The organism is Pyrobaculum ferrireducens (assembly GCF_000234805.1).
GTDB classification, from domain to species: domain Archaea; phylum Thermoproteota; class Thermoprotei; order Thermoproteales; family Thermoproteaceae; genus Pyrobaculum; species Pyrobaculum ferrireducens.
The window spans coordinates 352,460-372,564 of sequence record NC_016645.1 but is presented as its reverse complement, the minus strand read 5'-3'; the positions used below and the strand labels follow the sequence as shown (position 1 = coordinate 372,564).

Here is a 20,105-nt window from a genome sequence, read left to right as displayed (position 1 = left end):
TGGACAGAAAGCCCCTGGCCGCGTCGACGCCCCACGCCAGCTCAAACCACCGGCTCTCCCCCGTCGGCCTTGGCGTACACCCTCTCCGGCTCGTGCCCAGCCGCCTTCAGAACGGCCAGCGCCAGCGCCGCCTTGTGGACGTGGGTTACGGGCCCAGTCTTTTCCTCATCCGCGGAGAATCTGCCTACCGCCAGCGTCACCTCTCTAGTCTGTATGCTTCCGTCTCCCATCACCGCGGCGGTGAGGAACTCCGCTACCGCCTTATTGGCGGTGAGGGAGTCAGCCACCGCCTTCTCGTCGCCCTCCACAGCCCAGAGGTACATAGACAGCCACGAGAGGAAGTAGCGGGTCAGAGAGGCGTTTTCGAAGGCCATTTCCCGCACCACCCCGGCCCAGTGCTCCCCCGGCTGTGTGTAGCGGTCGAGGGTTATGCCAGCTTTTCTCGCCGCCTTCTCGTAGGCTTTCCTCAGCTCTTGCACCACCTCTTCAGCCACCTTCCGGGGATCTACTCAAGACCTCGGCGCCGCGGCCTCTAGAGGCGTTTCTGAAACGGCTCTCCTCGGCTGAGCCTAGGGGGTCTGCGTTTTAAGTTTTCTGTGCTTATTCGCAGACGCCGGATCGTAGATCTGTGGTGGGGGTAAAGTTTTTAATATAGTTGCGTCGTTGGTGGGTATGGGTGGTAAGAAGAGGCCTACGCTGTCTCAGCTTGCGAAGAAGGCTGAGAAGGAGAAGGCTCAGCCTGCCCAGAAGGGTAAGAAGGAGGTGAAGAAGGAGGAGGCCCCTGCTAAGAGGACTATTCAAGCGCTTGATGAAAAGGTGTTTCAAACTATTGCAAAGGAGGTGCAGAATATGAGAGTTATTACGCCGTACGATATTGCCTCTAAGTACGGTATCAAAATGTCGGTGGCGTTTAAAGTGTTGAGAAGTCTTCGTGAGAGGGGGGATCTAGTTCTGGTGGCTAAGGGTCACAGGACTGAGATTTATATACCGGCGAGGGGTAGCTAGAGTGGTATTTCGCCTCTTTTTAGGGGTTTTTTGAGGTTTACGACGCCCTCCTCCTTTAGCTCAATTACGTCGGCTGATCTTAGGATTTCTATTGTGGCTCTCACCGCCCTCTGGTCGGCTTTGGCGATGCGGGCTACGTCTTCTATTAGCCTAATTACGCCTACGCTGGGGTAGACGGCTAGGTAGTTCGCTACGGCGTCTAGTACAGACTCTGCCTTTGACTTGTCTATCTTTGCCTCGTTGGCTAGTAGAGTTGCGAGGGTGTCCCAGCTGGTTGTCTCTCTTGGCGGCTCTTGGCTCGGGGGGGTCTGTAGGGGCTTTTCTGCTGGCTGGCGGGGGGCCTCCTGCTTGGGGGCCTGCCTCGGCGCGGGTTGGGGCTGTCTGCGTTGTGTGGTGGTTTGCTTGGCTTGTTTTGTTTCTTTCTGGGGTGGCCGGGTCTGGGGGGTGAGGGTTATCGTCTCGGCGAGCTGTATCGTGGAGCCGGCGAAGGTTACCTCGGGTCCTGAGGCGAGGCAACCAGTTTTTATACATATTATTGTTTTGGCGAGGACTCCCAACGCCTCTCGCCTCACCTTGCCTGTTTTGTACAGCTCCGAGAGCACTGTCTATACCGGGGCTTGGGGGTTAAAAAGCTACGCCTCCTTGGTCTCTACAAGCCTCCAGTAGGCTATTTTGCCTCTTTTGACCTCCTTGACTATGCTTTCTTTTTCTAGGAGTTTGAGTATGTAGAATATCTGGGAGTGGCTGAGGCCTGTGAGTTGTATTAGTCTGCTGGTTGTAAGCTCGCCGTAGGTCTTGAGGTATTCTATTACCTGCTCCTTTCTCTCGAAGACCTTGTCTGTCTGTCTTCTAGGCATGTATATCTCGGGACGTGTGCTTTTTTTGCCGTTGTTTAATCAAGATAATACCTGGGTAATGTTGGAGTTTTTCGTGTCTGGTTTAGTCGAACAGCTTTATCATTTTCCTCATTTTTAAGTATTGGGCGTAGTCTACGTATATCTTGTCGCGTAGCATCTCCTCGACCGTCGGCACGCCCGCTTTCTGCCTTTCTGTTATTAAGTCTGTGGTTGTGAATACGAAGGCGTTTGACCCGGCGCCGCTGCCGAAGGGCACTAGTAGTATTTTGTCTCCCGGCTTTGCCGAGTCTAGCACCTTGGCGAAACCCATCAGCGCCGAGGCGTTGTAGGTATTTCCGATGTGCGTCACGACGATGCCGGGCTTCACCTTATCCATTGGTATGTTCAGCATAGACGCGGCGCGGACTGGGAATCTGCCGTTTGGCTGGTGGAACACGACGTAGGTGAAGTCCGAGGGCTTGTAGCCGTGTCTCTCCATTAAGCCCTTGGCCGCGCCTATTATGTGTCTGAAGTAGGCGGGTTCCCCGGTGAAGCCTTCGCCGTGCATTGGGTAGGGGGAGCCCTCCCTCCTCCAGAAGTCTGGCGTGTCGGACACGTACGAGTACACGGCCTCCAGCTCGGCGACGACGCCGTCCCGACCGACTACTAGAGCCGCGCCGCCGCTACTCGCCGAGTACTCCAAGTGCTCCCCCGGCTCGCCTTGGGACGTGTCGGTGCCTACCGTCATGCCGTACTCCACGCGTCCCGACTCCACCAGCCCCATGGCGGCTACGAGCCCCTCGCTACCCGCCTTGCACGCAAACTCCATATCCACGGCGAAGACGTTGTTGCTGAGGCCCAAGGCGTCTACTAGTATCGACGATATGGGCTTAACAGCATAGGGCTTGGACTCGGTGCCGGCGTACACAACGCCTATCCGCCTAGGATCTATCCCCGCCCTCTTTATGGCCCTCCTGGCCGCCTCGACGGCTATCGTCACGGCGTCTTCGTCAATTCCCTCTACGCTCTTCTCGTCGACTAGGTAGACGTCTACTATGCGGAGCGGGTCGTCGCCCCAGATCCTCGCCACCTCCTCGGTCCTAATCCGGTACTTTGGTATATAGGCGCCCCAGCTTACTATCCCCACCCTGCTCATACCCCCACGGGTCTGAATTTGTATCCGTACATCACGAGGCCGTGTTTGCCGTCGACGACAACTCTCCTAAATACAGCCTCTACCTTGACCCCCGGGGCGAGTTTCTCGGGTTGCGCGTCGACTATCTGGGCCACTATCTTGACTCCGTTTGTCAGCTCCACTAGGCCCAATATCAGCGGCTTCTGTTTTAAGAAATCGGTCCCCACCTGGTGCAAGACGGTGAATTCTAGTAGCTTCCCCTCTCTGGGGAGCTCCACGTCTTCCAGATCTTTGGAGCCGCATCCGCACCTAGCCACCGGCGGGTAGTGTATAGAGCCGCATTTTCTACACCTCTTGGCCACCAGGCGGTAGTACTGCGGTATGTTTCTCCAATATATCGGCACAGATTCGTGTCTCATATCTTTGTTCTTTCGTTATCCTTTTTATGTATTGTCATGATTCTAATACAACAACTGTCGATATCTTATCTATGCCCCCCATGCTGTGGATCACTCCGTGGCTACCGTCGACGCGCTTGAACTCCTTCCCCATCAACTGCCAAGCCACCTCCACCAGCTGGTATACCCCCGTGGCGCCGAGGATGTTTCCCCTGGCTTTAAAGCCTCCGCTTAGGTTCACCGGCAGGTCGCCCTCTCTCAAAGCCGCCAGCGCGCCGCCTCTCTTCACGAGGCCGAGGCCCTCGACGGCCAGCACCCCGAGTATTGAAAAGGAGTCGTGCACCTCAGCCGCCGCCACGTCTCTTGGGGTGACGCCGGCCTTGTCTAAGGCGCGTCTTGAGGCCTCTTGGAGGCTGTACAAGACGTCGTATTCCTGCCTGGCGTTGAAGCTTCTTGTGTTGGTTGCGGTGGTTGCGGTCAATATCCTCGGCCCATCTTTCTTGTTTGCGCATAGCACGGCCGCGGCGGCTCCGTCTGCGAGGGGGCCCACGTCGTATAGGCGGAGGGGCTCGCTGACCACTTCGCTGTTCGTTGCGTCTTCCAGCTTTATTGGGCGTTTAAAGTAGGCATAGGGGTTGCCCGCGCCGTGCGCGTGCATGTAGACAGCCCACCTGGCTAGGTCTTCGTATTTGTATTCGTATTTCTTGAGGTACATCTTGGCCATTAACGCGGCGAGTGAGAGGGGCGTGAAGCCGAAGTATCTTTCGAAATACGTGTCGAGGGTTGTGGTGTAGATATCTTGTTGCTGGTTGCTGAGGACGTCGTTTGGCTTGTCGACGCCCACCACGGCGACGCAGTTGTACTCCTCAGACTTCAAGGCGTGGTATGCAAGAGCCACGGCGGCGCCGCCTGAGCCGTCTCCGTTTTCGATTCTGAAAACTGGTATTTTATCTATGCCAATGGACTCCAGTATGTAGGCCCCCAATATTTGTTGCCTGTTGGCGAGCTCGGTAGTGGACGAGGCCACGAAGAGGGCGTCTATATCCGCCTTGGCGTCGGCGATTGCCTTGTCGAGCACGGCGGCGGCGAGGTCGTCGTGGTTCTTGTCGTAGTGGCGCCCCGCCGGGTAGAGCGCCCCGCCTACAACGTATACGTCTCTCATCGAAGAGTTATAAAGACAACTTATTAAAATGTTTCTAATGGAAGTGAAACTACACGAGTTTGAAAAGGTTTACGGCGACGCAAACAAAGCCGCCGAGGCGAGGAGGCAGTATCTGGAGAAGGCCACGGGCGCTAGGCTGGAGAACATTGGCAAAACGGTGATAGATCTCAACACTGTGGTTGGGAGGAATATTGAAAATGTGATTGGCGCCGTGCAGATCCCCGTAGGCGTCGCCGGCCCCCTCCTCGTCAGGGGGGACTACGCAGATGGCTACTTCTACGTCCCCCTAGCCACCACCGAGGGGGCTCTCGTGGCCTCGGTCAACAGAGGCGCCAAGCTAGTGACCGAGTCGGGAGGCGCCAGGGTGAAGGTGTTGAGAGACGGCATGGCCAGGGCCCCCCTGTTTAGACTGCCCTCGTTAACCGACGCCGTCGAGTTCGTCGACTGGGTCACGCAGCACTTTGAGGAGTTGAAGAAGGTGGCCGAGTCGACCACTAGGTTTGGCAAGTTGAGAGAGGTGCAGCCTTTCGTCGTGGGGAACTACGTGTGGCTTAGGCTGGTCTTCTCCACGGGGGACGCCATGGGGATGAACATGGTCACTATAGCTTCAGACGCCGTGGCTAGGTACATCCATGAGAACTTTCCGAAGGCTAGGCTGGTCGCGCTCAGCGGCAACATGTGTGTAGATAAGAAGGCTAACGCCGTCAACTTCATACTGGGGAGGGGGAAGACTGTGGTGGCCGAGGCGCTGGTCAAGAGGGAGCTGTTGGAGAAGATGGGGACCTCCCCCGAGGATGTTCACAACGTGAATGTTAGGAAGAATCTAGTAGGCTCGGCCTTGGCCCACTCCTACGGCTTTAATGCGCATTTCGCCAATATAGTCGCGGCGATTTTCATAGCGACGGGTCAAGACGCGGCGCAGGTTGTGGAGTCGAGTATGGGGATAACCTCCACGGAGGCTAGGGAGGAGGGGCTTTACATAGCTGTATATCTGCCGAGCCTGGAGGTGGGCACTGTAGGCGGCGGGACTGGGTTGCCCACGCAGAGAGAGGCGCTGGAGCTCCTGGGCGTGGCGGGCCCCGGCGATCCGCCGGGGAGAAACGCGTTGAAATTCGCCGAGATTGTTGCGGCCACCGTGCTGGCGGGGGAGCTGAATTTGCTGGTGGCACTTGCCAGGAACGAGCTCGCGTCGGCGCACCAGAGGCTGGGCAGGGGGGCTAGGTGAGGCTCTGGGCCATTCTGTGGGCAAACTGCCGGATTTTTGGCAACAAGTTTTCAATATGCCAGAGGGGGTTGACGAAAACTATGAGCCAGCCCCTTTTGTTTGGTAGCTCGAAGATGCCCACCTTGTAGTTGGCGTACTTGACGGTGACGTAGTTAAATTCCCCGAGGCTCTCGTCTTGGTTCTGCCTAATTATGTTGATGATCTCTATAAGGTTTGAGACTTGGCGGAGGGTCTTTGCCGTTAGGGTGTTTGGCAGGTGGTGTATAATGGGGACCCCTCTCTCGTCGAGGATAGTTACGCCGTGGATCGCCTCGTTTATTATCTCGGTTACGATAATTCGCTTGAGATCCGTCGCCATGGACATCTTGTTGTCCTTCTTATGCGGCGAAACATAAATTACCACGAAACTCAATGATAGAGCTCTTTATAAGCTTTTATACTGTGGAGGTAATACGCCGTTTTAGTTTTTAACCACTTCGACTACAACATATGTGGCCGAGTTTGAGGAGGAGTTTGAAGAGTTTGAACAAGAAGAGGTCAGAGAGTACGAGGGCGAAGCCATAGAGGAGGGGAAGATAAAGGGCATAGTCTCTGCCACGGCGCCGCCCTCTATCGTGCTGTCGGTTGTTTACGACGGGGCGGAGGGCAAGGCTTTGGTAAAGCTCTACGACCCCGTGACGGATAACGTGTACTACTGGTACGACACCACCAGCCACAAGCCGTATCTCATAGCGACAAAGACACCCGAGGAGATAATGGAGAAGTTCCCCAGCGTCCTGCGCCACCCGGGGTTCAGCCACTTCGGCGTAGAGGAGAAATACGACGCGCTAAACGACCGGAGGATTCTCGTGACTAAGGTATATGCAAAAGACCCTCTGTCGGTGGGCGGCGGCAGAAACTCGCTGAGGGACATCCTCAAGGAGACTTGGGAGTCGCGGATAAAGTACCACCACAGCTACCTCTTCGACAGAAACGTGATTCCAGGCATGTGGTATAGATCCAACGGGGGCGGCCTCACGCCCATCGAAATTTCAATACCCACGGAGGTCAAGTTCTCACTCGCTAACATCTTCAAACAGGAACACGGCAAGGTGGCAGAGGAGTGGATACCTCTATTCCAGGCACCCATCCCCCACATCAAGAGGGTCGCCATAGACGTGGAGGTCTACACCCCGCAGGAAAACAAAATCCCAGACCCAAAGAGCGCCGAGTATGAAATAATCTCGGTGGCTCTGGTGGGAAGCGACGGGCTGAGGCGGGTGTTGATGCTTAGACGCCCTGGCAGGGATGCCGAGCTGAGGTACAGGCCGGACTACGAGATTCTGTTTTTCGACAGCGAATACGATCTCTTAATGGAGGTCTTCAAAACCATAGTCCAGTACCCGATAGTCATCACCTTCAACGGCGACAACTTCGACCTTCCCTACCTCTACAACAGAGCCATTGCGCTCGGCATACCCAAGGAGGACTTGCCAATAGCCGCCAAGCGGGACTACGTCAGTGTAGCCCCCGGCGTCCACATAGACATGTTCAAGTTCTTTGCTATAAAGGCAATCGAGGCCTACGCCTTTGGCGGCGTGTACAGGGGGGAGAGGGGACTAGACGGGATAGCATACGCAATTCTAGGCGTCGGGAAGGTGGAGAGGCAGAAAAACGTCTCTAGAATGGGCTACTGGGAACTCGCCGAGTACAACTACAGAGACGCCCTCATTACCCTCTACTTCACGCTGTACAACAACGAAATGGTGATGAAGCTAATAATCCTCCTGTCTAGGATAGCTAAAATGCCCATAGAGGACATCACCAGGTCCCAGGTCTCGGCGTGGATCCGCAACATGCTGTACTACGAACACCGCAGGAGGGGGTGGCTTATACCAAACAAGGAGGATATTCTAAACGTAAAGGGGCAGACCCACACAAAAGCCATAATCAAGGGGAAGAAGTACGCGGGGGCCGTGGTGCTGGACCCCCCGCTTGGCATCTTCTTCGATGTGTACGTCCTCGACTTCGCCTCTCTGTACCCCTCGATAATCAGCAAGTGGAACCTCTCGTACGAGACCGTTAACTGTAGGCAAGACGCGGAGAGGCCGATACCGGAGCTACCCCACACAGTCTGCCGCGACAAGCCCGGCCTCACGAGCACCCTGGTGGGCATCTTAAGGGACTTAAGGGTGCACGTCTATAAGAAACTAGCCAAGAAGGCGCCGACGCCAGCCGAGAGGCAGCTGTACGACGTAGTCCAGAGCGCCATGAAGGTTTTTATAAACGCCTCCTACGGCGTTTTCGGCGCCGAGACATTTCCCCTATACTGCCCGCCAGTCGCCGAGCTCACAACAGCCCTGGCTAGGTACATAATGACCAGCACGGTGCTCAAGGCGACGGAGCTGGGCCTAATACCAGTATACGGGGATACGGACTCTCTCTTTCTCTGGAATGTCTCCGAGGAGAAGTTAAAGAAGCTCGTGGCCTACACAGAGGAGCTGGGGATAGATATAGAGCTTGACAAGGTGTATAAATTCGTCATGTTTAGCGGCCGCAAGAAGAACTACCTAGGCGTGACTAGCGACGGGAGCGTCATAGTCAAGGGGATCGTGGCGAAGAAACGCAACGCGCCGCCGCTTGTGAAGGAGCTGGTTGAGGAAATTATAGAAAGTCTAAAGAATATAAACACGGTGGAAGACATCACTAAGGTTCGCGATGCCGTTGTAGCTATGGTTAAAGATACGGAGACCAAGATCAGGGAGAGGAAAACCACTCTGGATAAGCTCGGGATAAAAATCGTTCTGAACAAGAACTTGAATGAATACACGAAGAACAAGCCTCAACACGTCAAGGCGGCTGAGCAGCTGTTGAAATACGGAATTAACGTGGGGCGGGGAGACGCCATAGTCCTAATCAAGACTAAAGACGCAATTGGAGTAAAGCCCATACAATTGGCGAGGATAGACGAGATAGACGAGAAGAAGTACCTGGAGTACATAAACACGTCGCTAGAACAGATACTGGAGGCGATGGGCGTCTCTATCGAGGAGCTACGCGGCGCTACTAGGCTACTCTAAATCCTCCCCCTCCTCCTGGCCAGCGAGGTTTTGCACCACCCCCCTCAGCACCTCCTCAGTCGTGGCGTCGTCGATATGGGGGAATACAACAACTGCGTCTCCGACGCTTAAGCTGTCCCCAGCCCACTGGGCCCCGTGGACAATTTCAAAAACCGGCAGGGTTACCTCCACTCTATTCTCTATTCTCTTCGGCGAGTACTTCCGAACTTTTTCGAGGAGCTCCTTAGAGAGGGGCGCTGGGTACGAGACTGAGTAGAAATCCCGTAGTATTATGAAGTCGGAGACCGCGGGGTTCCACGCCTTTAGGAGTTCTATCGCGACGTCCTTAACCGCCTCCATGACATCTTTATTAATAACCTCGCGCTTAGCCACTGTGTTTTTTGTGATATGCGCAACGACGCTCATTGATCCACGTCTAGGTGTGCTATATTAATATTTCTCCATAGGCGCCGGTTTAGGAGAGCTTCAGTTTTTTAAAAACGGCGTAGCCTCTATACGCCGCCGCGGAGTTGACCAGAAGCGTGTATAGGTACATCAACGGGTTGACGAGCTGGGGGAAGAAACCCAGCACCAACGAGAGTGCTAGGAGATAGAGAACTCTCTCTCCCCGCTCCATGAAGCCGACCCCCCTGACCTCCACCCCCAGAGACTCCCCCCTGCACCGCGCGTAACTTATCGCGAAGGTTCCCAAGAGGGCTAAAAACGCGGCGAGATGATCTACGTAGTTCCAGAAGTAGAGTATGTAGGCCGCGTCTGTATATCTATCCAGGTACGAATCTATGAACGCGCCCCTTCTAGATGCCCTGCCGCTACTACGGGCAACTGCGCCGTCTAACACATCCAAGACGCCGGAGGCCGCTATGAAGAGCCAAGGCGGCGCGGCGGACAGCCACACCGGCAAGACCCCACCCCAGGCCGCAAGTACAGACAGGAGAGTTAAGACGTTTGGGTTTACTGGGATGTATCTACCCAAGGCGTCTAGGTTAATTCTCTTCCTCAACCGCTCCAACACCACGGCGCTGGGGGTTGCCCTATATTAAACTTAATCGTCTCAATAAATATGCCAAGTACGCCGCGGCTTGCCAAGACATGTAGGGCGTCGCGCCCAGCGAGACCCGGGTGGCGTGTTTTTCCAAAAACTCCTCGTCTTCGCGGCTCAGCCCGTCGTGGTCGCCGAATACATACAGCCCCTCGCCGTCCAGCTTCACCTCCGAGACGTCTCTGCCACGTTCATGGAGGTAGTACACGTTTCTATACCTCCCCACGAGGGCCTTTAGGTTGGTTTTAAAAGGCGGATTCGAGAGCAACCACCTGGCCGCCTCGCGGGCCCTGAGCGGAGGCGCCGCAGACACCCGGTAAGTTGTGCCGTCGCACAACATTACATACACCTCGCGGGCTCCCCCTCTGATAGACTCAACAACGAAGTCAACTAACACGTCAAGTCGGTTTTTCACAAGCTCCTCCGGGCTTATCGACCAGGGACAAGCTACGTCGCTTTTTATTAAAAAGCTCAAACGACTTGCTGAAGCGGTATTTTCTTCTTCCTCTCCTCCCTAGACCTTACCTTTATTATGCCGAAGAAGACGGCGCAGTTTATACAGTAGGTCTTGGTCACCAAATACCGGGAGATTATGGCGCCCTGTTTCTCCAGCTCTCTCGCCAAATCTGGAGGCACCGGGGAATGCGGAACTGTTACCCTCACAGACTTCGACCTAGGCATAACCTTGCCGCAGTTATCGCAGTGGACATAGGGCTCCCGGCCCTTGTCGCCTTTTTTCCTACCTCGATTCTTCCTCTTTTTAGGCATAGCGGGACCAAAATTACGAGCCATTTAAAAAAATTTTGCCAAAGAGGCGCCGCCTCTGCTGAGTTGATAAACCGAGACTCACCTTTACTACAGACCGCGCGTAGTAAGGATACGGCCTCACAGCGCCGCCATATGTGATGCGTTGCGAGTGCGGCTGGGGCTTCTACACGGCGTGGTTAGTACCTTTCGGAAAGCCTCAGCCACACCTCGGCTCGCTTGTCTCTACACGCGAGGTCGCGTAGATCGTAGCCGCCCACTGATGTATCTGCGTCCATCGCCACCCCCAACGCGTCTGCGCCTACGAGCTCCTGTATCTTCATCCCACATTCGTTATCGCCGCTCCAAGGCACCTCCACCACCTTGCCCTCTCTTATCGCCGCCTTGGCCGCCTCCACTCCCTCTGCCTTCACCACACGCCTCCTCAGCTCCTCCCAAGCGTTCTTGCGTAGGTTTTCCTCGACGGCCCTCATCAACTCCCTAACGGCGTCTACCAAATTACCTAGGCCGACTGCGTATTTCTCTAGAGTATCTCTCCTAGTGACAACAGCCTGCCTCTTTTCGACATCTCTCTTACCGACTTCTACACGGAGGGGCACGCCCTTGAGCTCCCAGTAGTAGAACTTCCAGCCCGGCGTCTTGTCGGCTCTATCGTCGAGGTAGACGCGCACGCCGCCGCTTGCTAAGGAGTTAACCACCTCTCTCACGAAGGACATCACTACAGAGAGCTCCTCCTCCCCGTAGTAGATGGGAACTACGACTACTTGTATAGGCGCTAGCTTTGGAGGTATCGTGGTGCCGCCGTCATCGCCGTGGGTAATAAGCATCGCGGCTATGCTTCTCTCGGAAATCCCGTAGGAGGTTGTGTGAGCCAGCTTCCTCGATCCATCGGCGTCGAGGTACGTGACCTCGAACACCTCGGTAAAGTTTGTGCCTAGGTAGTGGACAGTTCCGATCTGGAGCGTCCTGCCGTCGGGCAGTACAGTGTCGAAGGCGATTGTGTACTCGGCGCCGGCGAACTTGTCCCAGTCAGGCCTCTTGTTCACCATATAGGCTAGGCACATCTCGTCGAAGATCTTCTTGTAAATCTCCACAGCCTCCCTCACCTGCCTCTCGGCGTCCTCCCTATCTACGTGGACTGTATGAGCCTCTTTAAACATGCTGATCTCCCTTAGCCTAATCATTGGATGCGTCATCTTGGTCTCGGCTCTAAACACGCTGACAATCTGGTAAAGCTTGAGGGGCAGATCCTTGTAGTCCTGCACCCACAGCTTCACCATCGGCATAATGGCGGTCTCTGAAGTGGGGCGCAGGACAAGCCTCTCGCCAGCCTCGCCGCCTTTAGAAACCCAAAACACCTCTTTCTCGAAGCCTCTGATGTGCTGGGACTCCTTGCCGAAGTACTCATAGGGTATAAAAACAGGAAATAAAACCTCCTGGTGACCCGCCTCGTCGTGTAGCTGTCGTATTAAGTTCTCGACGTTCCGCCTCAGCTTCATGCCATATGGACGCCAGACGTATGCCCCCTTCACGGGGTACCTCACGTCGTACATCTCCGCCTCTCTCAAGAGCCAGTGAAACCACTCAATCAAGTTGCTCCTCAGCTTATCACGGCCATGAGGCCTCGCGCCTCTGACAAGCTCCATAGCGACCTCTAACAACGGCAATAAAAAGTTTCACCTTAGACACGATACTAATCACAGATCCGGGAGGGCGGGCGCCGCCCTAACCACCCGCCACGAGATGCCGAAAATGCCGAAGTAGCTCAACAGAGCCTAGATAGGTTGGAGAATAATGCCGCCAAGGTTCTGCGTCGACGTCCTACTTCACAACTTAAACCAACCTCGCAGATATGATCCAGCCGGTGTGCGTGACATCGAAGGTTTCTGGCCTCAGCTCGCCAGGTACGCTCTTCCAGCGCCTGACCAGCACCTCCTCTATGGATATATTGACATAGTTCCTCTTTCTTAAGGCCTCGACGCTCTTAGCCATGTGCTCCACAGTCGTGGCGAAGATCACGACAACCCCGCCGGGTTTTAGAGCTTCTGAGACGCGGTCCAGCGCGTTCCACGGATCTCCCATATCGAGTACGACGGCGTCTACCCGTATAGAGCCGAAGCCTGTCCTTACCACGTCCCTCACCTGTAAATCGACGTAGTTCAGTAGGTCGATCCTTCCGAGATTGCGCACAGCGACTTTCATATGCTCTATTCTGTTGTCGAAACTGTACACAACCCCCCAAGGCCTTACGTACCAAGCCAGCACGGCAGTCAGGAAGCCCGAGCCGGTGCCGGCCTCAGCCACTCTAAAACCCGGACCTAGGCCTATTGCCTTTATGATGTAAACAGCGTCTTTGGGGTATATGGCTTGGGCTCTCAGCTCGAACTTATTCTCAATTACGTCGAAAATAGTAGCCGAAAGGGCTCTAAACTTGACGCCCAGCGAGGTTGTGATTTCGGAGCCGTGGGGCGCTCCTACGAGCTTATCGGTGTCTATAAAGCCTCTGATAGTCTGGATCCTCCCGCCGCCCACTCTAGCCACAGTTTTGTAGCCCCCCCGCTCCTCCACCAACAGCGCCCAGTCCCCCTTCCTAAACACGTGCGGCTTCACTCAGATATTTAAAACCTAGCCACAATGGGCCACCTGTCAAAATACCTCATCACGGCGGCGAGGTCCCTCTCCCCTCTGTATGCCGCGGCGCGGTAGCTTGCCAGGAGGACATCTCCCTCCTCGTACCCCGCCGCCGAGGCGGACACAGCCAGCGGCACAACCACCTCAGACACCACCTTGTACATAGGCTCGCGGCCTCTAAGCCGCAGGGCGACGCAGAGCTGGTACAGCTCTGGCAGAGCCTCGTACATAAGCTCGCACTTAGGGATGCCTCCCAGCCTCATCCCAAGCGCTGAGTTTAACAAGACGTCTGGAACGTCGCCCCCAACCTTTGTCGCGAGGAGAGACAACAGCTCCGGCCGTACCACCCTCTCCAGCCGCCGCCTCAATAAGCTACAGGGCGGAATCACCGAGGTACCCACCACAGCCAGATACGCAAACTCCGACGCCAGCCCCCACAAAACTTTTCTTAACTCGCTGTCTAAAACCGGGAGCACGTCCATCGAGAACCACGTCAAATATAAAGCCCGTGTGTAATCCCCGCGGGTGTAGACGCCGCAAGGCGCGTGGCGGCTCCAGCACGTCTAGCGCGGGCCGTATACTGCCGGTGCGGGGGTGGGCGGCCACTAGCCTGCTTGTGTGCCGTATTAGTGATATTTCCACTCAGGCATATTTAAATATGGGTTTATAAACTCTCATATGTCTCACTCAGGGCCGTCTTACCGTATTGAGAATATCGTCGCAACTGTGAACCTAGGCGTCGAGCTTGACCTTGAGCAGCTGGCAGAGAGGTTGACAATGGCCGAGTACAACCCGGACCAGTTCCCAGGCCTCATCCTACGCCTCACCAAGCCCAGGATCTCCGCCCTCATTTTCAGAACAGGTAAAATGGTCTGCACGGGGGCTAAAAACGAAGAGGATTTGAAAAACGCGGTGAGGGCTCTTGTAAAACTGCTTAAAGACCACGGGGCAGACGTGCCCTTCGACCCGGAGGTGCAGATCCAAAACATCGTTGCCAGCGGGAATCTCCACGCCGAGGTTGATCTCGAGCAGGCGGTGTTGATGCTGGAAAACGCCATGTATGAGCCGGAGCAGTTCCCAGGCCTCATATATAGGATGTCGTCCCCCAGGGTGGTGATCCTTATCTTCGGCTCGGGGAAGATTGTGTGCACCGGGGCCAAGTCGGAAAAGGACGTGGCCACGGCGGTGCAGAAGCTCTACGCCCAGTTGAAAGACTTAGGAGTCTTGTACGTCGAGGAGGGCGGAGAGGAGCTGGTGGAAGAGGAGGAGTTTGAAGAAGAGTTGTGATTCTGCTATACAGCGAAAAGTTTCTAGACGTTGATCTTCCCCAAGTGGTGCCTATCTGCGACGTCCACGATCCCAGGCTAATCCCGTTGGTAGGCGAAGATCTGCACTGCCTCCACAACGCTCTTAAAAAAGCAACCCGTGGAGTTGTTTTAAAGACTGCCAAGAGGCTGTGGGTAGGCCTCGCCCGGGAGTTGCGTCCAGATCTCACGATATACGTCTGGGGGGCCGCCGTGCGGGGCAGGAATATCGTCCCCATACGTGGGGCTGAGGAATACAGAGGCTACGGGGTGTACTACGTTAAGAATAGAGAGGGGCTTAAGTTGTTGGTGGGAAAGTCCGTGGCCGGCTTGTTGCTAGACGCGAGGCACTTTGACCCCCACCTAACTGAGCTCGTTGTGAAGGGTAGGGTTTCGTGCGGCTGTGAGAGGTGTAGCCTGGTCGAGAGGTTGTTGTGCAACCCGTATAGAGAGGTGGAGGTGCTATGAGCGTCAAGAGGAAGGGCTCCGCCAAGGAGAGGGAGCTGGCCAACTACTTTTGGGAGCGTGGGTGTGCGGTTTTGAGGGGGTGTTCGTCGGGGGGTGGTGTGAGGAAAAGGTACGTGCCCGATATAGTGGCGGTGTGCAGAGGGAGGGTCCTCGTGTTTGAGGTTAAGTACAGGGCTAAGTACGCCCCCGTCAAGATAGAGGCTGAGAAGGTGGAGAAGCTTCTAGTGTTTGCCAAGAGGGCTGGCGGCGAGGCGTATCTACTCGTCAAGTTCGGCAGGGGCCCGTGGAAGGTGCTGGGCGTATCGGAGAGGGTGGGTAGAGAGGAGTATGAAAAGGGGGTTGAGCTGAGGGCCTTCGTCGAGGCGTTGTTCTCTGAGAAAATAGATCAGTATTTTTAAACGGGTGGCATGACGCACGGCGTGAAGGATATTGAAAGGGTGGTTGAGCTTGTGAAGAAGCTGGGCGCCGGATCCGTGAAGTATGTGAAATACAGCTACTCCCCCGCCACCGACACCCACCACGTCAAGATAGTCCTGTTGCGTCCCGTGGAGTGGCGCCTCTTTAGCGAAGTGGTGAAGGAGCTGGAGCGGAGCTACACAGTGAGGGTATACGCGCCCCATGCAAACGCTATAAGACTTGACTTGAAGAAAAGGAGCTAAAGTTAAATACTAGACACAGGTCCCGCTATATGCAGATCAAGTGGTTTGGACACGCCGCGTTTCTAATAGAGACCGGCGGGCTTAGGATGTTGATAGATCCGTGGATCACCAACCCGCTGTCCCCCGCCTCCCCCCAGGAGGTCATAAACACAAAGCCTACCCACGTCTTGATAACACACGACCATTTTGACCACCTGGGGGAATCCGTCGACATCGCCAAGGCGGCGAAGGCGCCTATAGTTGGGACGTTTGAGCTTACGCTTGAGGTGGCTGAGAAGGGCATACCGGAGGCGCAGACGATGCCGATGAACATAGGCGGGACTATTAAGCTGGGGGACGGGGTGGAGGTCTACATGACGCCCGCCCTCCACACGGCGAATAGAGGCGCCCCCTCCGGCTTCGTAATAGCCACGCCTGAGGGTACGGTGTACCACGCCGGGGATACCGCGCTGTTTAGAGACATGGAGCTGATAGGGGAGCTGTACGACATAGACGTGGCCCTGTTGCCGATTGGCAGCGTCTTCACCATGGGACCCCGGGAGGCTGCGATAGCTACGCAACTACTGAGGCCTAGGAGGGTTGTGCCGATGCACTACAACACCTTCCCGCTGATTAAACAAGACCCCGAGGACTTCAAGACGCGTGTGGAGGCTGTGTCAAGAACGAAGGTTTTCGTGATGAAGCCAGGCGACGTTTTGAAAATATAATTTTAATACCACAAATCGCTGTGATTTCCATGTCTGAGAGATTTGACGTCGTCGTGGCCGGCGGCGGCACGGCCGGGGCATACGCCTCGTACCTCCTCGCCAAGGCTGGGTTCAAGGTGGCTCTTCTGGAGTCTAAAAGCGGCGAGCAGATAGGCGTAAAGACCTGCGGCGACGGCCTCGGCCTTCACCACGTGGAGAGGATGGCAAAGTATCTAACGCCCAACCCCAGGGTGTTCCAGAACAAGATAGAGGGGGTGGAGCTGATAAGTCCAGATGAAAAGACGAGGTTGATAATCAAGGGCGAGGGCTATGTGCTGGATCGATTTGCGTGGGGTAAGTGGCTAGTCGAGGAGGCGGTGAGGGCGGGCGCCGCGTTGTTTGAGGGGCACACGGCTACGGAGCCTATTGTAGAAAACGGCGCGGTTGTCGGCGTGAAGGCTGTGGAGAGGAGAAGCGGCATGGCTAAGGAGTTTAGGTCAAGGGTTGTGGTGGACGCCACGGGCTCAGCCGCGGTCCTCCGTAGCAAGTTGGCGGGCTGGCTCATATCCGAGCCGCTGCATCCCGAAGACGTGTCCCACGCATATAGGGAGATTGTGTACGTAGACGAGGCCCTTGAGAGCCCCCAGTACATCAAGATTTATCTCAACATGACGGTGGCGCCGGGCGGCTACTGGTGGATATTTCCGCGCAGCGCCACTATGCTCAACGTAGGCCTCGGCATTTGGGGCATTTTGAAGCAGAACCCCAGGAACTACTACGAGAAGTACATACTCCCACGCTTCAGAGTCAGCAAGAAGTACCACATAGGAGGGGGCTTTATACCCACTAGGAGGCCGTTGAAGTCGCTAGTGGGCAACGGCATAGTGGCCCTTGGCGACGCCGCGGCTGCCGTAAACCCCATCCACGGCGGCGGCATCGGGCAGGCGTTGCTAACCGCCGAGCTGTCCTCCAGGGTTATAGCAAAGGCCTTTGAAAAGGGCGACTTCTCCGAGAAGACGCTGTGGGAGTACAACGTGCTTTACATGAGGGAGTGGGGCCATAGACAGGCGCAGCTCGACGTGCTTAGGCTTATGCTACAAACCCTCGACAACGACGACCTCAACTTCGGCCTCTCCCGCAAGATTCTAAACGAAGACGAGATATACCACCTAGCGGCCAAGGGGACCAACCTATCCCTCATGGACAAGTTCAAGGTTATGATGCAGTTTTTAGGCAGACCCGCGCTTTTGAAAAAACTCAGCATCTCGATACAATACGCCAAGGAAATCGGCGACCTCTACCTGGCGTATCCAGAGAGCCAATCAGACCTCGACAAGTGGCACGCCGAGGTAGTCAAGAAGTATAACGAATTCCGCGAAAAAATAGGCCTCGGCCCGTTGCCACTGGCGTAATTAATCTATTGATATTAGCTAGCTACCAAACGAAAAAAGTCTTAGTTTTAGAGATACTATGCGGGAGGCGTGTCTGGTAACAACCATACTGGCGCTGTCTGCCCTAGCGTTGGGAGTCCCGTTGGACAATGTCTTGCTCGTGGCTGTTGACAAAATTCCAGACCATGTCTACGTCATCTTGAACAGCACGCCTGTGCCACTTCCAAAAGTCTATATCCTTGAGTTAAAGGACGCCATCTGGGCCGAGGGCACCTACAACCCTAAGAAGCCAATTAATTTAACTGTACCCATATTCTCTGGGCCTTACCTCGCTGTGCCTAAGAGAGCCGAGAAGGTCAATGTAGAAAGGGGCAAGAAGGCGGTGTTGGAAATCAACGGGGAGGCTTATGAAATATTATACACTGACAACCCGGAGAGAGACGGGCTCCCGCCAACGCGCATTGAGCTAGTTATAAAAGGGCGTGAAATACAGCCGGGGGTCTATGAGATAGATAATAGAACTGTGGCAATTGCCAGAGGTAGGTGGCGCGTCCAGCCAGAGGCGTCAACCGCAACCGTTGCTACCCCGGCCTTTGACAGGTATATATTCAGAATTCATTCACCGCCAGTATCCACCAGGGGCAGTTTCTCGGTGAGATTCACATACGCCACGGATTTCAACACAGCCGCAAAAACATACAGCTACACCACACAGACATACGCTTATGTCGGCCGTGGCGTTACTGCCATTAACGTGGCAATCCGCGGCGCGCCCGTCAGCTCTGTTCGCCTGAACATTTACTATAGCGACACCCCGACGGCACAGCCACCGGCATACACACAATCGCTTACAGCAAACGCCATTGTGAGCACAAACTATGGGTACATCTATTCTTTCCAAATACCCTCAAGTTTACGCTCAAAATACTTATGGATATCTGTAGACATCTCTACAGGCCCGTGGGATTTACCCGTGACATTTGAGCCTACAGTAACAGTGGAGTACGAGAGGCCTAGTCCCTTAGATTCCACATGGAGCCACATGGTTTATAGCTTTATAAGCGCCTTAGTCGAAGACAACTTCTACTCAAAGTACCAATACAAGACATCGCGCATATTTTTCATAGGCAAAGTGCCACAAGGCGCCGCGCCTAGCTATGTGACGTTGTATATCGGCGATATGGAGGTATACAACTGCGCCGGAAAGACCTATCAGTATGTGAGAGTTTATGTAGGAGGAACGCTTGCGGGGACTATATCCATGATCCTAAGCCAAAACGGGGGGCTTTGTCAAGTCTTTAAATCTCCTGCCATGTTATTTTACGCCGCCGGCGCGCTGAGGTTATTCCAATTCAACTCAAGCTTGACGGACATTACTCTTGAGTTCGATCCGCCGCTAATTCCACCCAGCGGGAGCAACTACTACCCCTATGTGAAGATGACATCGCTTAAGCTATACGGCTACAAATGGCCAGAGATCTGGGTGCATAACTCAACCACGTGGTCTCTTGGCAAGTTCATGATTAGAAGCAACCTGCTCCTTTACAATATAACTGGGGATGAAATACTAGTTAACATATGGAGAACCACGGCCGGCGGCGGCGTATATGATCCAAAGACGAATAGAAACGAAACCAACCCTCATATTCTAGCCAAGGCGGAGCTCACATCGGAGATCCCAACGGGCATATATGCAACGAGTGGTGAGTGGCCATTAAGGGCTACCTACACCCATGTGACTTACAACCTACCAGGCAACACTTATTTGTTATCGATATGTTGGGCCACCACGGCGCCTGCAGTGCTGTTTCCAAATACTAAGAGTTCTTCTGACTACTGGACGCCAATCAACTTCCTTATAGCCGCCACCCAGGCCTTTATAACAGGTATTCAAGCTTATAATGAATTAGCAGTGTTGTTGGGATGGACTACACTTTACTCAAACCCACTTGTTGGGCTTGGCCTTACTGCTTTATCCGTAATACTGTCCGCGGTTCAAGGGCCGTCGTATGGCGGGTGTTCGGTCACAGTTGGGGGCGTCACGTATAATGGTCCTTACTACTCCGCTGGTGTCGACCTTAACGTAGCCGTTAGAAGCGCCTTCGTGATATTGCTAGCGCCTGGCACCACGGGCGGCCTGACCTCTTACACTATTCCCAGCTATGTAAGAGTTTACTACTACAGAGATAACGAAGATAGTGCAAATTTCCTCATTGACGCTAAGTTTAAAGCGCCTGTCATTTCACTAAATTATTGGCAGGAGTATTTTAATGGTCCAAGGGAGTACTATGCGTATGGTTCTGTCGGCGGCGTTATCATACCGCTCGTTTATCCCTGAAATA

At 54.7% G+C, this 20,105-nt stretch carries 24 protein-coding genes; 10 read left to right on the top strand and 14 right to left on the bottom strand.

Translation table 11 applies throughout. From position 1 onward, the window contains the following. Positions 1 to 41 precede the first annotated feature (41 nt). Positions 42 to 494: a hypothetical protein gene (locus P186_RS01970; RefSeq protein ID WP_014287708.1), complete on the bottom strand. Its 453-nt coding sequence runs from the start codon at positions 492 to 494 to the stop codon at positions 42 to 44. Between the two features lie 178 nt (positions 495 to 672). Here P186_RS01970 and P186_RS01960 point away from each other — a divergent pair, with 178 nt between their 5' ends. After that, a complete protein-coding gene (locus P186_RS01960; RefSeq protein WP_014287707.1) occupies positions 673 to 1,005 on the top strand; it encodes a 30S ribosomal protein S25e in 333 nt (110 codons plus the stop codon). Here the strand turns inward: P186_RS01960 and P186_RS01955 are convergent. From P186_RS01955 to P186_RS01935, 5 genes are all read right to left on the bottom strand, one after another. After that, a complete protein-coding gene (locus tag P186_RS01955) occupies positions 1,002 to 1,607 on the bottom strand; it encodes a hypothetical protein (protein WP_014287706.1) in 606 nt (201 codons plus the stop codon). The genes P186_RS01960 and P186_RS01955 overlap by 4 nt on opposite strands. 30 nt (positions 1,608 to 1,637) lie before the next feature. Beyond that, positions 1,638 to 1,862 carry a FaeA/PapI family transcriptional regulator gene (locus P186_RS01950; RefSeq protein ID WP_014287705.1) on the bottom strand — a complete coding sequence of 75 codons (225 nt, stop codon included), beginning with the start codon at positions 1,860 to 1,862 and terminating at the stop codon, positions 1,638 to 1,640. 82 nt (positions 1,863 to 1,944) lie between these two features. Then, positions 1,945 to 2,997: a hydroxymethylglutaryl-CoA synthase gene (locus P186_RS01945; protein ID WP_014287704.1), complete on the bottom strand. Its 1,053-nt coding sequence runs from the start codon at positions 2,995 to 2,997 to the stop codon at positions 1,945 to 1,947. Further along, complete coding sequence (locus P186_RS01940) at positions 2,994 to 3,395, bottom strand: Zn-ribbon domain-containing OB-fold protein (RefSeq protein WP_014287703.1); 402 nt, start codon at positions 3,393 to 3,395, stop codon at positions 2,994 to 2,996. Before P186_RS01940 ends, P186_RS01945 begins: the two co-directional genes overlap by 4 nt. A 34-nt stretch (positions 3,396 to 3,429) precedes the next feature. Next, positions 3,430 to 4,536 carry a thiolase family protein gene (locus tag P186_RS01935; protein ID WP_014287702.1) on the bottom strand — a complete coding sequence of 369 codons (1,107 nt, stop codon included), beginning with the start codon at positions 4,534 to 4,536 and terminating at the stop codon, positions 3,430 to 3,432. Between the two features lie 28 nt (positions 4,537 to 4,564). Here P186_RS01935 and hmgA point away from each other — a divergent pair, with 28 nt between their 5' ends. Further along, positions 4,565 to 5,761 (top strand): hydroxymethylglutaryl-CoA reductase (NADPH), encoded by a 1,197-nt coding sequence (gene hmgA, locus P186_RS01930; RefSeq protein WP_014287701.1) that lies wholly within the window; start codon positions 4,565 to 4,567, stop codon positions 5,759 to 5,761. Here hmgA and P186_RS01925 read toward each other — a convergent pair. After that, entirely contained in the window at positions 5,754 to 6,164 is a 411-nt protein-coding gene (locus P186_RS01925; RefSeq protein WP_014287700.1) for a hypothetical protein, read from the bottom strand. The two genes, hmgA and P186_RS01925, sit on opposite strands and share 8 nt — an antisense overlap. A gap of 88 nt (positions 6,165 to 6,252) precedes the next feature. Between P186_RS01925 and P186_RS01920 the strand changes: the two genes are divergently transcribed. Then, a complete protein-coding gene (locus tag P186_RS01920; protein ID WP_014287699.1) occupies positions 6,253 to 8,820 on the top strand; it encodes a DNA-directed DNA polymerase I in 2,568 nt (855 codons plus the stop codon). Here the strand turns inward: P186_RS01920 and P186_RS01915 are convergent. From P186_RS01915 to P186_RS01885, 7 genes are all read right to left on the bottom strand, one after another. Further along, positions 8,812 to 9,225, bottom strand: a complete 414-nt coding sequence (locus tag P186_RS01915; RefSeq protein WP_014287698.1) for a DUF2286 domain-containing protein — start codon at positions 9,223 to 9,225, stop codon at positions 8,812 to 8,814. The genes P186_RS01920 and P186_RS01915 overlap by 9 nt on opposite strands. 49 nt (positions 9,226 to 9,274) lie before the next feature. Then, positions 9,275 to 9,835, bottom strand: coding sequence for a CDP-alcohol phosphatidyltransferase family protein (locus tag P186_RS01910; protein ID WP_014287697.1), 561 nt, complete (start codon positions 9,833 to 9,835; stop codon positions 9,275 to 9,277). Between the two features lie 16 nt (positions 9,836 to 9,851). Then, positions 9,852 to 10,334 carry a tRNA (pseudouridine-N1)-methyltransferase gene (locus tag P186_RS01905; RefSeq protein WP_014287696.1) on the bottom strand — a complete coding sequence of 161 codons (483 nt, stop codon included), beginning with the start codon at positions 10,332 to 10,334 and terminating at the stop codon, positions 9,852 to 9,854. Further along, complete coding sequence (locus P186_RS01900) at positions 10,331 to 10,627, bottom strand: 30S ribosomal protein S26e (protein ID WP_014287695.1); 297 nt, start codon at positions 10,625 to 10,627, stop codon at positions 10,331 to 10,333. Before P186_RS01900 ends, P186_RS01905 begins: the two co-directional genes overlap by 4 nt. Before the next feature lie 176 nt (positions 10,628 to 10,803). Further along, the gene (proS, locus tag P186_RS01895; RefSeq protein ID WP_014287694.1) at positions 10,804 to 12,270 is read right to left on the bottom strand and encodes a proline--tRNA ligase; all 1,467 of its coding nucleotides are present in this window, start codon (positions 12,268 to 12,270) and stop codon (positions 10,804 to 10,806) included. A gap of 187 nt (positions 12,271 to 12,457) precedes the next feature. Then, positions 12,458 to 13,222, bottom strand: a complete 765-nt coding sequence (locus P186_RS01890; RefSeq protein ID WP_148682620.1) for a tRNA (adenine-N1)-methyltransferase — start codon at positions 13,220 to 13,222, stop codon at positions 12,458 to 12,460. 20 nt (positions 13,223 to 13,242) lie between these two features. Then, a complete protein-coding gene (locus P186_RS01885) occupies positions 13,243 to 13,737 on the bottom strand; it encodes a hypothetical protein (protein WP_014287692.1) in 495 nt (164 codons plus the stop codon). 196 nt (positions 13,738 to 13,933) lie between these two features. Between P186_RS01885 and P186_RS01880 the strand changes: the two genes are divergently transcribed. From P186_RS01880 to P186_RS01850, 7 genes are read left to right on the top strand one after another with little or no spacing between them, the layout of a single operon-like run. Further along, on the top strand, positions 13,934 to 14,542 hold the full coding sequence (locus P186_RS01880) for a TATA-box-binding protein (protein WP_148682618.1): 609 nt from the start codon (positions 13,934 to 13,936) through the stop codon (positions 14,540 to 14,542). Next, positions 14,539 to 15,027 (top strand): hypothetical protein, encoded by a 489-nt coding sequence (locus P186_RS01875; protein ID WP_014287690.1) that lies wholly within the window; start codon positions 14,539 to 14,541, stop codon positions 15,025 to 15,027. The genes P186_RS01880 and P186_RS01875 overlap by 4 nt, the downstream gene beginning before the upstream one ends. Continuing rightward, positions 15,024 to 15,425, top strand: coding sequence for a Holliday junction resolvase Hjc (gene hjc, locus P186_RS01870; RefSeq protein WP_014287689.1), 402 nt, complete (start codon positions 15,024 to 15,026; stop codon positions 15,423 to 15,425). The genes P186_RS01875 and hjc overlap by 4 nt, the downstream gene beginning before the upstream one ends. A 21-nt stretch (positions 15,426 to 15,446) precedes the next feature. Beyond that, on the top strand, positions 15,447 to 15,686 hold the full coding sequence (locus tag P186_RS01865; RefSeq protein ID WP_148682617.1) for a hypothetical protein: 240 nt from the start codon (positions 15,447 to 15,449) through the stop codon (positions 15,684 to 15,686). Positions 15,687 to 15,715: 29 nt separating this feature from the next. Next, positions 15,716 to 16,393 (top strand): metal-dependent hydrolase, encoded by a 678-nt coding sequence (locus tag P186_RS01860; protein WP_014287687.1) that lies wholly within the window; start codon positions 15,716 to 15,718, stop codon positions 16,391 to 16,393. 29 nt (positions 16,394 to 16,422) lie between these two features. Then, positions 16,423 to 17,784 carry a digeranylgeranylglycerophospholipid reductase gene (locus P186_RS01855; protein WP_148682616.1) on the top strand — a complete coding sequence of 454 codons (1,362 nt, stop codon included), beginning with the start codon at positions 16,423 to 16,425 and terminating at the stop codon, positions 17,782 to 17,784. 58 nt (positions 17,785 to 17,842) lie between these two features. After that, the gene (locus P186_RS01850; protein WP_014287685.1) at positions 17,843 to 20,101 is read left to right on the top strand and encodes a hypothetical protein; all 2,259 of its coding nucleotides are present in this window, start codon (positions 17,843 to 17,845) and stop codon (positions 20,099 to 20,101) included. Positions 20,102 to 20,105 lie beyond the last annotated feature (4 nt).

Bases quoted from the DNA above. Each gene is read 5' to 3' on its own strand.
- P186_RS01945 (WP_014287704.1), bottom strand. From the start codon at position 2,997: ATGAGCAGGGTGGGGATAGTAAGCTGGGGCGCCTATATACCAAAGTAC.
- P186_RS01935 (WP_014287702.1), bottom strand. From the start codon at position 4,536: ATGAGAGACGTATACGTTGTAGGCGGGGCGCTCTACCCGGCGGGGCGC.
- P186_RS01915 (WP_014287698.1), bottom strand. From the start codon at position 9,225: ATGAGCGTCGTTGCGCATATCACAAAAAACACAGTGGCTAAGCGCGAG.
- P186_RS01860 (WP_014287687.1), top strand. From the start codon at position 15,716: ATGCAGATCAAGTGGTTTGGACACGCCGCGTTTCTAATAGAGACCGGC.
- P186_RS01880 (WP_148682618.1), top strand. From the start codon at position 13,934: ATGTCTCACTCAGGGCCGTCTTACCGTATTGAGAATATCGTCGCAACT.
- hmgA (WP_014287701.1), top strand. From the start codon at position 4,565: ATGTTTCTAATGGAAGTGAAACTACACGAGTTTGAAAAGGTTTACGGC.
- P186_RS01885 (WP_014287692.1), bottom strand. From the start codon at position 13,737: ATGGACGTGCTCCCGGTTTTAGACAGCGAGTTAAGAAAAGTTTTGTGG.
- P186_RS01960 (WP_014287707.1), top strand. From the start codon at position 673: ATGGGTGGTAAGAAGAGGCCTACGCTGTCTCAGCTTGCGAAGAAGGCT.
- P186_RS01940 (WP_014287703.1), bottom strand. From the start codon at position 3,395: ATGAGACACGAATCTGTGCCGATATATTGGAGAAACATACCGCAGTAC.
- P186_RS01850 (WP_014287685.1), top strand. From the start codon at position 17,843: ATGCGGGAGGCGTGTCTGGTAACAACCATACTGGCGCTGTCTGCCCTA.
- P186_RS01900 (WP_014287695.1), bottom strand. From the start codon at position 10,627: ATGCCTAAAAAGAGGAAGAATCGAGGTAGGAAAAAAGGCGACAAGGGC.
- hjc (WP_014287689.1), top strand. From the start codon at position 15,024: ATGAGCGTCAAGAGGAAGGGCTCCGCCAAGGAGAGGGAGCTGGCCAAC.
- proS (WP_014287694.1), bottom strand. From the start codon at position 12,270: ATGGAGCTTGTCAGAGGCGCGAGGCCTCATGGCCGTGATAAGCTGAGG.
- P186_RS01855 (WP_148682616.1), top strand. From the start codon at position 16,423: ATGTCTGAGAGATTTGACGTCGTCGTGGCCGGCGGCGGCACGGCCGGG.
- P186_RS01950 (WP_014287705.1), bottom strand. From the start codon at position 1,862: ATGCCTAGAAGACAGACAGACAAGGTCTTCGAGAGAAAGGAGCAGGTA.